Origin of the sequence: Bradyrhizobium sp. B117, assembly GCF_038969555.1 — a bacterium.
Taxonomy (GTDB): Bacteria; Pseudomonadota; Alphaproteobacteria; order Rhizobiales; family Xanthobacteraceae; genus Bradyrhizobium.
The window spans coordinates 3,219,271-3,231,630 of sequence record NZ_CP152414.1 but is presented as its reverse complement, the minus strand read 5'-3'; the positions used below and the strand labels follow the sequence as shown (position 1 = coordinate 3,231,630).

13 protein-coding genes and 1 pseudogene are annotated in these 12,360 nt (G+C 60.5%); 9 read left to right on the top strand and 5 right to left on the bottom strand.

Features of this window, described 5'->3' with window-relative positions; all coding sequences use genetic code 11:
- The first annotated feature begins 40 nt into the window (after window positions 1–40).
- From AAFG16_RS15845 to AAFG16_RS15825, 5 genes and pseudogenes are all read left to right on the top strand, one after another.
- Complete coding sequence (locus AAFG16_RS15845; RefSeq protein ID WP_342739728.1) at window positions 41–631, top strand: ABC transporter substrate binding protein; 591 nt, start codon at window positions 41–43, stop codon at window positions 629–631.
- Between the two features lie 5 nt (window positions 632–636).
- Complete coding sequence (locus AAFG16_RS15840; protein WP_342739727.1) at window positions 637–1,035, top strand: ABC transporter substrate binding protein; 399 nt, start codon at window positions 637–639, stop codon at window positions 1,033–1,035.
- A 282-nt stretch (window positions 1,036–1,317) separates the two neighbouring features.
- A complete protein-coding gene (gene ligD / locus AAFG16_RS15835; RefSeq protein WP_342739726.1) occupies window positions 1,318–2,226 on the top strand; it encodes a non-homologous end-joining DNA ligase in 909 nt (302 codons plus the stop codon).
- A 77-nt stretch (window positions 2,227–2,303) separates the two neighbouring features.
- Window positions 2,304–3,267: pseudogene (locus tag AAFG16_RS15830) on the top strand (IS5 family transposase).
- A gap of 174 nt (window positions 3,268–3,441) precedes the next feature.
- Window positions 3,442–3,582: a DUF3606 domain-containing protein gene (locus AAFG16_RS15825; RefSeq protein WP_342740914.1), complete on the top strand. Its 141-nt coding sequence runs from the start codon at window positions 3,442–3,444 to the stop codon at window positions 3,580–3,582.
- Window positions 3,583–4,700: 1,118 nt separating this feature from the next.
- Here the strand turns inward: AAFG16_RS15825 and AAFG16_RS15820 are convergent.
- Window positions 4,701–4,892: a CsbD family protein gene (locus AAFG16_RS15820; protein WP_342739725.1), complete on the bottom strand. Its 192-nt coding sequence runs from the start codon at window positions 4,890–4,892 to the stop codon at window positions 4,701–4,703.
- 304 nt (window positions 4,893–5,196) lie between these two features.
- Here AAFG16_RS15820 and AAFG16_RS15815 point away from each other — a divergent pair, with 304 nt between their 5' ends.
- Window positions 5,197–5,583, top strand: coding sequence for a hypothetical protein (locus AAFG16_RS15815; protein WP_342739724.1), 387 nt, complete (start codon window positions 5,197–5,199; stop codon window positions 5,581–5,583).
- A 291-nt stretch (window positions 5,584–5,874) separates the two neighbouring features.
- Here AAFG16_RS15815 and AAFG16_RS15810 read toward each other — a convergent pair whose 3' ends face one another.
- A complete protein-coding gene (locus AAFG16_RS15810) occupies window positions 5,875–6,222 on the bottom strand; it encodes a hypothetical protein (RefSeq protein WP_342739723.1) in 348 nt (115 codons plus the stop codon).
- Window positions 6,223–7,097: 875 nt separating this feature from the next.
- Between AAFG16_RS15810 and AAFG16_RS15805 the strand changes: the two genes are divergently transcribed.
- Window positions 7,098–7,985, top strand: a complete 888-nt coding sequence (locus tag AAFG16_RS15805; RefSeq protein WP_342739722.1) for a phage tail protein — start codon at window positions 7,098–7,100, stop codon at window positions 7,983–7,985.
- Between the two features lie 911 nt (window positions 7,986–8,896).
- On the opposite strand, the gene AAFG16_RS15800 is transcribed toward AAFG16_RS15805, so the two are convergent.
- On the bottom strand, window positions 8,897–9,070 hold the full coding sequence (locus AAFG16_RS15800) for a hypothetical protein (RefSeq protein ID WP_342739721.1): 174 nt from the start codon (window positions 9,068–9,070) through the stop codon (window positions 8,897–8,899).
- A gap of 302 nt (window positions 9,071–9,372) precedes the next feature.
- On the opposite strand from AAFG16_RS15800, the gene AAFG16_RS15795 reads away from it, so the two are divergent.
- Together AAFG16_RS15795 and AAFG16_RS15790 are read left to right on the top strand one after the other, a co-directional pair.
- Window positions 9,373–9,792: a CopG family transcriptional regulator gene (locus AAFG16_RS15795; protein WP_212496520.1), complete on the top strand. Its 420-nt coding sequence runs from the start codon at window positions 9,373–9,375 to the stop codon at window positions 9,790–9,792.
- 4 nt (window positions 9,793–9,796) lie between these two features.
- Entirely contained in the window at window positions 9,797–10,969 is a 1,173-nt protein-coding gene (locus AAFG16_RS15790) for a PHB depolymerase family esterase (RefSeq protein ID WP_342739719.1), read from the top strand.
- Window positions 10,970–10,984: 15 nt separating this feature from the next.
- Here AAFG16_RS15790 and AAFG16_RS15785 read toward each other — a convergent pair whose 3' ends face one another.
- Both AAFG16_RS15785 and AAFG16_RS15780 read right to left on the bottom strand, forming a co-directional pair.
- Entirely contained in the window at window positions 10,985–11,269 is a 285-nt protein-coding gene (locus AAFG16_RS15785; protein WP_342739718.1) for a hypothetical protein, read from the bottom strand.
- A 162-nt stretch (window positions 11,270–11,431) separates the two neighbouring features.
- Window positions 11,432–12,355, bottom strand: a complete 924-nt coding sequence (locus AAFG16_RS15780; RefSeq protein ID WP_342739717.1) for a Ku protein — start codon at window positions 12,353–12,355, stop codon at window positions 11,432–11,434.
- Window positions 12,356–12,360: the final 5 nt, after the last annotated feature.

Genomic DNA, 12,360 nt, shown 5'->3' with positions numbered 1-12,360 from the left:
TCTCGGCTAATATCAGCGATCCCTGGCCTCAGGAGGCGACGTGAACAGGCGGGAGATAATCGGTATCCTATGTGCTGTGGCCGCTTCTCCGACACGGGTGGCGCTGGCGAGGGAGGAGCGCGGCCTTCGCCGCATTGGGATTCTGATGTTCTACTCCGAGGACGACCCCTTGGGGCGCGCTCGTTTCAAGATATTCGAGCAAGCTTTAGCGATCCTCGGCTGGGTAGACGGCAAGAACGTGCTCATCGACGTTCGCTGGGGTGGGGCTGATGCAGGGCGAACGGCACAGCTCGCAAAGGAGTTGGTCATTTTGCGACCCGACGTGATAGTCACCACATCCACCCCTACCACCGCCGCCGTCAAGCGCGAAACTCAAGCAATTCCGATAGTTTTCACGGTTGTCTCTGATCCAATCGGCGAAGGGTTTGTACAGAGCTTGGCGCGTCCCGACAGCAACATGACCGGCTTTGTCAATTTTGAAGCCTCCTTGGCAGGAAAGTGGTTGAGCCTTCTCAAAGAAATCGACCGTCGTGTTCAAGAGTGGCAGGTCTTTTTAACCCCGATGCGTCACCTAATGGCGGCTCGTTCTTTGCTCGCGCGTTCGAAGACGCCGCCCGCCGCGCTGCAATGACGCCAATGCTCAATCCGGTTCGAAGTGACGCTGAGATCGCTGCTGCAATTTCGGCAGCGGCCAAAGAACCGGGTGCAGGTATTGTGATCATGGCTGCCAGCTTCATGGCGGTGCATCGTAGAACTGTGATCGAACAGGCGGCTCGCTATAGACTGGCGGCGGTATACCCGTTTCGAGTCGCTCCAACCGATGGCGGCTTGCTGTCCTATGGACCAGAGGTCGGGGAGTTGTTCCGCCAGGTTGCTCCCTACGTGGACCGCATCTTAAAGGGAACGATGCCAAGCGGACTACCAGTCCAAGCACCGACAAAATTCGAATTAGTAGTCAACGTGCGGACCGCTAAATCTCTCGATCTTGACGTGCCAGCCGCCCTTCTCGCTCGCGCCGACGAGGTAATTGAATAGGCTGCGGTGGCCCCTGCGTGCCGGCGAGTCCTGAGCAGCCCTTTGTTGCAGCGAGAGCGCACCTGCCCTGGTTCTTGGACAGCGGCCTCTTGACTCTGCGTTTCGCTATCGATCAGTACGCCGAGGCAGCGCTGGGCAATCGCGAGTTTTTCCTCAACAAGTCCTATAGCATCGGCGGTAGCCGCAGGAACAGCGACATACCCTGAGCGTTGGGGAGTCTCACGGGAAAGAGTCGAGTACACTGCCCGCCTCCAGCGGCGGAATTTTTGTGGGTTGCGTAGCGTGGCGAAGCGTACCAAGGCGTCAATGCCGGGGTTTATCAAACCCCAGTTGGCGACCCTGAAGGACAATGCACCTTCGGGTGCCCAATGGATTCACGAAATCAAATACGACGGCTACCGGGCTCAAGTGCACGTGGACCGCGGCGCCTCGAAAATCTTCACGCGCAACGGCCACGATTGGACTCACCGGTTCTCGCGGATCGCTGGATCGTTCAGGCTCAAGAGCCAGACTATCTTCGATGGCGAGATTGTTGTGGTGCATGAGCAGCGGACTAACTTCTCAGAACTCCAAGCAGATCTTGCTCAGGGCCGGCAAGACCGGATGCTGTTCTATGCCTTCGATATTCTCTTCCACAACAGCGAGGACCTCCGGGGCAAGCCCCAGATTGCCCGCAAGCAGCGTTTGAAAGAGCTGATCGATTTGCTGGACCCGCCTATTCTCTATAGCGAGCATCATGAAGGCGACGGCCAGGAGCTGTTTGCTGCAGCCAGCCGATTGAACTATGAGGGCATCGTCTCAAAGCGCATCGATGCGCCGTATCGGTCCGAGCGAGTGGAAGCTTGGCACAAGGTGAAGGCAGTCCAGCGCGAGAAATTCCCAGTAGTCGGCTTCATCAAAGACCCGACCGGCGTGGCGGCACTCTACCTCGGCAAAATGGAAGGGAAAGAGTTGCGCTACATGGGCAAGGTTGGGACGGGTTGGAGCCGAACGAAGTCGGCGGAGATCCGGAAGGCCTTGGATACCGTCGTCACTCCAAAGCAGAAGCTCACTTTGCCCGTCAAGAAGCCCAAGGCCACTTGGGTCGAGCCGAAGTTCTATGCCGACGTCGAGTATCGGGACATCACCTCTGAGGGGTTGCTCCGCGCCAGCTCGTTCAAGGGACTAAGCAAAGGAACGCGCCGTTCCTAGCTGCGTTCAGTTCTCCAAAATAGGGCCAGTTGCGTAATTCGCCAATTGTGATTCCCTAAGGCGAGGCTTTTGGGGGAATGATGATGGCGGTGAAGCAGACGGGCCAACCGAGCTTTGTGGACGCGCTGATGCCGAAGGGAGCCGGCGCCAATGCGGCTCTGGATCGGCTGGCAGGCTTGGTCAAATGGTACCGGTTCGAGAAGCTGATCGGTCATTTGCGAGATGAGAAGGGACCAGGCCAGCCGGGTTACCCAGTGTTGGTGCTGTTTCGCGCGCTGTTGTTGCAGTCACTCTATGGTCTTTCGGAGCGCGAGCTCGAGGAGGCGCTGGGCGACCGGCTGTCGTTCAAGCGCTTCGTCGGCCTGAGCCTTGAGGATGCGACGCCCGACCATACGGTTCTGAACCGCTTCCGGAACCAGCTCGTTGAACATGGCCTTCTGGAGAAGTTGTTTGGCGAGCTGGATCGCCAGCTTGAGAATGCTGGTGTCATCCTCAAGCGCGGCACGATGCTGGATGCAACCTTGATCCAAGCCGTCTCAGTTCCTCCGAAGGAGGATCGTCCGTCAAACGACCCAGATGCCCGGTTCGTCAAGCGACAGGGCAAGGGTGGTTCGACCTTCGGATACAAGGCTCACATGGGTGTCGACGAGGGATCCGGCCTGATCCGCGCAGTCCTAACCACGCCCGCCAACATCAATGACACGACGCCGGCCGACGAACTGATCCGCGGCGATGAAGCCGTGGTGTGGGCCGATGCGGCTTACGACACCCATGCCCGGCGGGCTCGGCTGAAAGCGGAAGGCAAGAAGCCCCGCATCGCACGTCGTCCGAACCGGCATCACCCGCAGCTGCCGCCGAGGCTCAAGCGCTACAACCGCCTCATCGCACGACGACGGGCAACGGTGGAGACGACCTTCGCTACCCTCAAACGCCGGATGCGGCTCACGCATCCGCTACGTCGGTCTCGCCAAGGCAAGCGGACAAATCCTGCTTGCCTCTATCGCGTTCAACATGAGGCGCTGGGCCGCAATCGCCGCGTGAGACGCCCGCCAAGGGCACCAAACTACCGTCTCGCCCCCAAATCGGACCGAACACAGCCTCTCTCTTTACGTCTGCTGTCGCAAAAGGCAGTAGCGCAACAGGCCCAAATAGGGAGGACAAAAAGTGACGGATAATCTCACCAAGCGAGGCCAGCCCGACCGCAGCAAAATACACATGCATGAGGCTCACGAGGTGAAGTACTGGACCCATGCGCTCGGGGTGACCCATGAGGAGCTTCAGAAAGCAATCGACAAGGTGGGCAACTCCGCAGCTACGGTTCGCAAGGAGTTGGACAAAGAGGCCGATGCGCAATGAGGTCCGCGAGTGGCTGCTGTTCTACATCGACATCGCTATAGCCGTTTGCATGTCCGGCCTCGTTATAACGTTCGCTCACATGGTCGCGGGGCTGTTCTTTGACTGACTCTAACCGTCCCATGCGCCTATGACCGTACCGAAGGCCACAAAGCGTCGCACACGTCGCAGGTCATAGCCCAATCACCCACACGGAAAATCCGATAAGTAGGGTGAGGAAGACCACGCCGGCTATGACGACCTTTGCCATGACTCCAGCCACCGAACACCCTCGGGCTTCGCCGTCTCCTTGACGACCATAAACTGTCCGCCCGTCTTATTGCGCTTAACAGCCATCTTGTTCTCCGGCGCACAACCCGCGGAGCCATCCGTAGTTCCTAAAAGTGGAACGTCTGGCCCGGCTTCCGAGTTATTGGTAGTCAACTGAGGAGGACGAGATGGGATTTGGTAGAGGTGCTTTGCTTTGGCTTCTCGGCATTCCGCTGCCGATCATTCTGCTTCTGGCGCTTTTCTGGCACCACTAAGAGCGGATGTACACCTAGATATCGCTGAGGCCCTCGGTTCGCTGGGGGCCTTTTGCTTGGAACGAGCTAACTTCCCTGAATGTTGGTTCTGCATGAACCCGATGGACACGTTTAATCCCGACGAGCCGTGCCGCGTTCACGACGGACTAAACAACAAGTTCATTGAATGGGACCCCTCCTGGGCCGCGCACTACCGAGAGCATTCCGTCAAACAAGACGAAGGCGTCATCTCGTGGGACGGAAGGCTTCTGGACGGATGGGTGCCAATGTAAGAGCGCGGAGGCAGCGTCGCTACTGCGACAAGCGAAAACGCACGGCACTCCGAAAGGCTCTTGTGGTCGCCGGTCGATGCTCGGCAAGGACGTTAGAAGATTGCAGGTCGAACACCTCGCGGCGCGAGCACCGCGGGCAGCGAAACTCAACTTGGCGGCCACCCCCCCCCCCCGCGACAGGACCCGAGATGGCCATCGGCCAAGCTTCGCAGCTGGGACATGACGGAAGTATATGATCAGGCGAGGGCGACATAGTCTTGCCCAGTCGTCAGAGACGCAGGCTGGAAGTGAGGCAGCAACCGGGAAGGCAGTTTAACCTTATGCTTTACTTTTTGAGAGCGTCAGCCGCGTTCCGCGCAGCATCCTTCACATCTCCCGCGACGTTATGAGCAGATCCCTTGGCTTTATCGATCTTGCCTTCGGCTTCCATCTCCTTATCGCCAGTAATTTTGCCAGCACCTTCTTTGATTGCGCCTTTTGCTTTGTCTGCAGCGCCCTTAACATGTTCGCGGTCCATGACGGTGCTCCTTCGCTTTTCGATCACCTAACGAAAGACTGGGTCACTGGTTCCCCTGGAGTACGCAAGAGGAGCGGGACGTAGTCACGAGACCTCCCTTTATCCGCAGTGTCATTCATCCAGAAGCAGTGTCATTCATCCAGAAGAAGTGTACGTCTAATACATGGACGGATGCTCGTTGCGATGCTTCTCGGTGCGCGAGGTGCGGACGCGTAAACCACTGTCCTCGCGCTCCCCTGTTACCAGTCCATGGGAGAACTGTGTCAGCGATGCAGTCGCAAGTTTTTTGGGAGCGTTGGCGGAAATGTTCGGAGATGCGCACGTTGACGCGTGGGGCTGGATCAACGGAGGAAAGCCGATGCGCCCACTTTTTATGGCAGTACTCGCGTCGCTTGCGCTAATCTCGGTACCCGCTGCCGCTCAGCAGCAAACCGGCTCACCGTCCCAGGCCGGGGTGGACCAACGGCTGCAAACGGAAGCCGATAAGGGGATCAAAACGCGCAATTCTGGTGAATCCGGCTATGTTGCCAATCAGGACAAACCCGGCGCGGCTTCTCATGCAGCAGGAGAGTCAACAAACACGGTTGGAGCGTCGAGTGGCAGCAGCACTTCCACGGATCAGTCCAACATGAACAGTTCGCAGGCCGACTACAACGCGTCCCTAAAGGACGGCTCAGCACCCCAGAAATAACGAAAGCCGCCCGACGTCTGCTCCTTGCAACCTCGGCCAGCTGGGCGAGGTTCGGACGAGGCGGCTGGGAGAGCGAGAGACTTGGGGGAGGCAAAGAGGAAAACGCAAGGGCCGTGCCGCTGCGGATCTGGACGCATGGCCCAACAATGTTGCTGGTTAGGCACGCGCTGGCACCCCACACAAGGCCTTCGGGGCGTGTCGCAGGCCCGTTTTCTTAGCTGCACACAAAACACCGCTCTTTCGGATGTCTTTACGTGCTGCGCCAATGACTTACTGGTCAAGCACCCCCACCTATACCAGAGAGCGCCGCCGCTTCTTGCGCGGTTTGCCCCTCGGCGCCTGTAGCAGGAGCATCAGCAAGCACTCAGTGCGCATCAGGATGTCCTTTGCGCTGCGGGCCGGCAGCATCTCCTTGAGCGCCCCGCTCGCCTTCAGTGTCTTCTCGCGGTTCTCCCTTTGATGGACCATCAGGTCACGAGGCCATCCGCCAAAGACGCGCTTCAGTCCCCGATAGGGCTTTACGGCACGCTTGATGACATCCCGCATGCGCAGGACGGTTCTATAGTTTACCCCAAGCTCCGACTGTATCTTCAAGAGCGGCAGCTTGACATCACAGCTAAAGGCATAAGCCGCGAGCACCCAAGTGCTCAACGGGATACGCAGGCGCTCTAAGGGCGTGCCCACGGTGACACTGAAGCCCTTGCGACACCGCTTGCACTGATAGAGCCCATCTCGGTGGCTGTGCTTTTCTCCGCCGATCAGGAATACCTGGCGCTCCTTTGCGTCACAGCGAGGGCATTGGGGATCGCCGGACCACCTTAGGCGCTCTAAGAGAGCACGGGCCGCGGTGTTGTCTTCAAAGGGAGACGGCATGAACGATGAGCGGTCCGGTGTTCTGGCGAGCGCCCCTATACACTGTTTCGCTAGCTACACACAACAAGCACGGTACTGCGGCTGTTTGAACGATGGTTCAATCGCTTAGCGACCAAACCCCCGGCGTTCTGGCCAGAGAGGCGGGAAGGCCTTATCGCGCCGTTTCGTTAGCTGCATATGAAACGCCGCTCTTTTGGGCATCTTCGACCACGATGCCAAGCACTTAGCGACCAAGCCCACGCACCTTCACCAGAAACGCAGCCACCATCACCCGATGGACACCTCAGGCTGCCCCTCGCCCCTACGCTCAGCTCAACCCTCAATCGTGAACACTGAACCGTCGTCATCCACACCCACTGGGCCACCAGCGGCGCCCGACTTCAAGAAAGTCCGCTCCTTCCTCTGCACCATCCAGCAGCGCGAAGCCCTCGGCGGCTTCATTAGGGCCGGGTGGTCACCTTCTGAACTCGCTGAGTTCGCCCGGCAGCACTGCGCTCCCCCAGGCAGACCCACTCCACAGGCGCCTCCTATCGATATGCCATCGAGAAAGGCGCCGATCATCCGTCCGCGGTGGAGACCTTGGCGTCTCTCCGCCACCATCATCCGACAACGAAGCTACCCTAAGAAACATTCATCAACCTATGCCTTTAGAAATTGCCACCTACATCTCGGACTTGGTCCAGTCCAATCCGGCCGCCTCGGACCCGTTGGCGGGAGCCGACGACCACCTCCGCCTCATCAAGGCGACGCTCAAGAACACCTTGGCCCACACTGGCCAGCTCACGAACACCGACAACCAGCTGATCCCCGCTGGTGGAACGTTCACTAAACCGGCATACAGCTTCGCTGCGGAGCCAACGCTAGGCATCCAGCGCAGCGCGGCTGGCACAATGTCGGTGGTTGGCGGCAAGCTGAAGGGCACCCGTGAAGTCGGCGAGGTCGTGATGTTCCTCAAGGAGCCCGCGAGCCTCGGCCGGACTACCGCCGACACCGGCAAGGATTGGCTGGAGCTGAATGGGGCGAGCTACAACGTCAGCGACTACCCGGCACTCGCCACGTTCCTCGGAGTTGCCTCTGGCACCTTTACGCTCGACGACATGTACACGACCGGGCGCTTCCCGCGCTCACGCACCTCGACGGTTGCTGCGCGCACGGCTCAAGCGAACACCGGGGGTCCCCATGTTCATCCCGATGTGACCGCTACGACTGCTGCGGAGACGCAGGAGCATACGCACTCGTTCTCAGGAACGACTGGGTCGATGAACCAGAACGCATCGCATGCCCACACCTACAGCGCTGTTATGAACGCTGGTGGCGGGGGTGTCGGTGGTGGTGGTGCATTCGGCCCGCAGCAGAGTGGCCTCTCGACGTCAGCGACGAACACGGATCACCAGCACACCTTCAGCGGCACCACGTCAGGACGCTCATCCTCACACAACCACACGGTCACCGTGAGCACCCCTGCGAACAGCGGTACGACCGAGACGCGCCCTGAAGCAATCGCCTTCGTGTTCGCTGTGAAGACCTGATGCCTGCGCAGAACTGGGGAAAGTAGTTACCATCTGGCAGCTATTGGTCTCCCCTCGGCCATCCTGTGGTTCATTGCGGACCTTAGGAAGCCGAGGGGGCGCCGAATGTTCGAAGACGAGAGCCAACAGCTGCCACTACAAACACAGCGGTATGCCGTAGCGGTGGTGCTCGATGTCGCAGACCTGTTCTTTCAACTGCGTGAACGGATGCCGATATCGTACGTGGGCACGTTCCTATGTGTCTGAGCAAGACGGTGACAGTGCAATGTCGATGATCTGGGGAGAAAGGGAAGCCCCAGGCGCCGTAGACCTCTCACCGCTCCGAGCCGCGATGAGCGAGCTGCGCTATGACCGCCTCGTGGGCACGCGCAGCAACCACAAGAACCATGCTTGGTTGGCCGCTCGTGTAGCAGAGACGCTGGAGGCCGTTCAGTCGTGCCTAGACCAATTCGCCTACTACGCCGAGGAGGGGAAATATCATTCGATCAACTCCGCAGCCTTGGCCGTGCCCTTGAACACCCCTGGGCCCGTGGTGCTCGATGCGACCGCCAAGAGCAACTTCCTGTGGGACTTGTTTGAGGAGCGGCATGTGTGCCCTCCCGTGCCCAGTCATGCGCGCGACTACAGCAACGTTACGCTCCACGTCGCTCGGGGAACCCGTCTGGGGAAGAACGCCATGATTGAGCACATCAAGGAACGGCTCCCCAGGGTCCGGCGAGCCATCGAGGAAACGTTGGGTGACCACACGGCTGGACGCAGGACCGTGCCGACCCGCACGCCCGCGAGCGCGCCTTCGACATCGCGCGGCAGGACCAGCTGCCCGATGTCTCTCCGGAGGAAGCCGTGGCCGAGGTGCGCGATGTCCTGGATTCGATCGGCGACACCTGCCCGGAGTGCCCGCCCGAGGCCGACTAAGCCGCCTCGTCCGTCATGCCGCGCTCGCAGCAAGCCGAGGCACGAAGGCGAATGAGTTCGATCCACGCCAGCGCGGCGTTGATCCATCTCTGCCGTTCAGCTCCATCGGCTTCGGCAGCGAGCTTCATGGCCGCAAACGCCTCGCGCTCGGGATCGTACTGTACCTCCATGGGCTGAAATATAATCGCGGATCGTAAACGATCACGCAGCGAGACGACCGTAGGAATCCGGGGGGCCGCCACGCCCGATCGCGGGCCTAACCCTCCGGAGCGTCACGCCTCTGCTCCTCTAATCTGTCGATGAGCTGCTCCCGAAATCAGCCGCAGCCTCCGGCTGCTGCTACTGCAGAAGGCGATGCGGGTAGCACTGGCCGTCCCGACGGATCGCACTTTCGCAAACGGGTGGGGTCTTGCGGGCTGACAAATTCCATCCATATACCATCTGGTCAGATGGCGAAAGGATGGTGGTAACGATGGCCAGCAACGTGTACGAGATCCGACCAAAGCCCTCCGACTCGGAGAAAATCACGATCAATCTTGGTTTTGTCGATCTCGGTCAGGTCGATTTAATGGTGCAGGAAGGCTTCTACTCGAACCGCACGGATTTCATCCGGACCGCCATCCGCAACCAGCTCGAACGCCATGCCGACGTGGTCAAGCAGTCGACGGCGCGAAAGAGCCTGGACCTGGGCTTGCGAAACTACAGCCGCGAGGATCTCGAGGCGGCGCGGCGGGCGGGCGAGATGCTGCACATCAATGTTCTGGGTCTCGCCACCATCGCGCAGGACGTCACGCCCGAGCTGGCCCGCGCGACGATTGCATCGGTCTCTGTGCTGGGGGCCTTGCATGCCAGTCCGGCGGTCAAGTCCGCTCTCGCCGACAGGACGAGGTAAGGTCATGTTGAACCAGGACATCATTCGCGAAGCCACACGCCTCACACGCTCGGGCCAACTCGTCGAGGCCACCGCGCTGCTTCAGCGCATGCTTCGGGGCGAGAAAGAGCGCGGCGCTACCGCACCGACGGTCGACCACGCCGCCCTTTCTGCAGGACGAGAGCCGCCAACTATCGACGCCAAGGCGAACGCCGCCGAGACGAGGCGTCCGCGTCGGGTGGCCCAGCCGGCAGTGGATATCGCCAAAAACCTCCAGGGGCTCGGACTGGGAGGAGCCCTGAGGCGTGCGCCGCCTCCCATGGCGGACATCGTGCCGGACGGCGCCAGGTTCGTTGAAGGCGTCTACGCAAACGCCGCGGGAAGCCGCACCTACCGGCTCTTCATCCCGACCGGCTATCATGGCCAGGCCATTCCGCTGGTGATCATGCTCCACGGCTGCACGCAGTCGCCGGAGGATTTCGCCGCCGGCACGCGGATGAACTTCATCGCCGAAGAACAGACCTGCTTCGTCGCCTATCCCGCGCAGCGGGCCGACGCAAACCAAGCGAAATGCTGGAATTGGTTTCGTCCGGCCGACCAACAGCGCGGCGGAGGCGAGCCCTCGCTCATCGCCGGCATCACCCGCCAGATCATGCAGGACTATTCGGTCGATCCGGAACGCGTCTTCGTCGCCGGACTGTCCGCCGGGGCCGCGGCCGCGGCCGTGATGGGATCGACGTACGGCGATCTGTACGCGGCGATCGGCGTTCATTCCGGACTGGCCTGCGGAGCAGCCAGCGACCTTCCCTCCGCACTGATGGCCATGAAGCAAGGTGGCGGACTTGAGGCAGCGCCGAGCGACGGTCCGCCCGTGCCGACAATCGTCTTTCACGGCGATCGCGACACCACCGTGCATTCCAAAAACGGCGATCGGATCGTCCGACAGTCGATCGGCGGATCCCGCACGAAGGCCAACGTGCATCGCGGGCGGGTACCTGGAGGGCATGCCTACACTCGCACGGTCCACACCGATGCCAGCGGGCGCGGAATCCTCGAACACTGGGAAATCCACGGAGCCGGACACGCATGGTCGGGAGGCAGCCCCGCCGGCTCCTACACTGATCCGGACGGGCCGGATGCAACGAGGGAAATGCTGCGCTTTTTCCTCGAGCACTCGCTCCCGCAGGGGCGGAATTGAGTGGGCATCCGCTTTTCATCTCGTTGGTGGGAAGCGGACGTCGCAATCGTCCTCCATCGAACGGGAGCCCGCTGGCGCTAATCGTCGGACCTTTAAGCCAATCAGGTCTTCGGCTTTCTGTTCCGCTGCAGCCTCTCGAGCGATCCGCTCCGCCTTCAGGCGCTCCCGGTTTGCATGGAATGCCTGTTGGTCGCGTTCGTGCTCGGAGACCGGTGGCTCCGCGCGCGCGTCGCGAAACACCTTCTGGGCTTCCCGTTGGGCCGCGGTCGGCATCCTCCGGTTTGAGGTGCGATTGTTCATTGCTCCCTCCTTCGGGCGCAAACGGTCCTTGCGCTATGTTGCGCATTCGGACCGCCAACCTAGGGGGTAGGTTTTCCCTCGGCGGGGCTTTTGGGGGGCCGGGGGCAGGGATTCGACGCTTCGCGAACCCATTCGTTCCAATCCGCTTGGTGAGTCAGAAGATTACGCCGACTTCCGCTGCAATTTGGCCGGCCTTTTCGCCGTGGCTTCCTTCGCCGCCTTCTTGCCCTCGATCGGCATCAGCATTTCCTTCTGGCCGGCGGCCGCCTTTCGCGGCTTCTTGGTGGGCTTTGCGGCCTTCGCCGGTGCGGCCTCGTTGCCGACGGACCGCCGCAGCGCCTCCATTAGATCGACGACGTTGGTCGATGCTGGACGCTCCTTCGGCGTGATCGGCTTGCCGGCGCGCTTCTTGTTGATGAGGTCGATCAGCGCGGTCTCATAGTGGTCCTCGAACTTCTCCGGCTCGAACCGCCCGGCCTTCTGATTCACGATGTGTTTGGCGAGATCCAGCATGTCCTTCGTGACCTTCACGTCCTGAATCTCGTCGAAATACTCCTGCTCGCTACGGACTTCGTAGGGATAGCGCAGCAGCGTACCGACGAGCCCCTTGTCCATTGCCTCGAGGGCGACGATGTGCTCGCGATTGGTCAGCACCACGCGGCCGATGGCGACCTTGTCCATCTCGCGAATTGTCTCGCGGATTACCGCGAAAGCGTCGTGGCCGACCTTGCCGTCCGGGCGGACGTAGTACGGGCGGATCAGGTAGCGCGGGTCGATGTCGGCCTTGTCAACGAACTCGTCGATCTCGATGGTGCTAGTGGACTCCAGAGCGATCTCCTCGAGTTCCTCTTTCGAGACCTCGATGTACTGGCCCTTGTCGAGCTCATAGCCCTTGACGATGTCCTCGTTAGGCACCTCGTCGCCGGTGTCGGCATCAACCTTCAGGTACTTGATGCGATGTCCGGTCTGCCGGTTGAGCTGGTTGAAGCTGATCTTCTCGGATTCGGAGGTGGCCGGATAGAGCGCGACCGGACAGGTGACTAGGGACAGACGCAGGAAGCCTTTCCAGTTGGCACGCGGGGCCATGTACG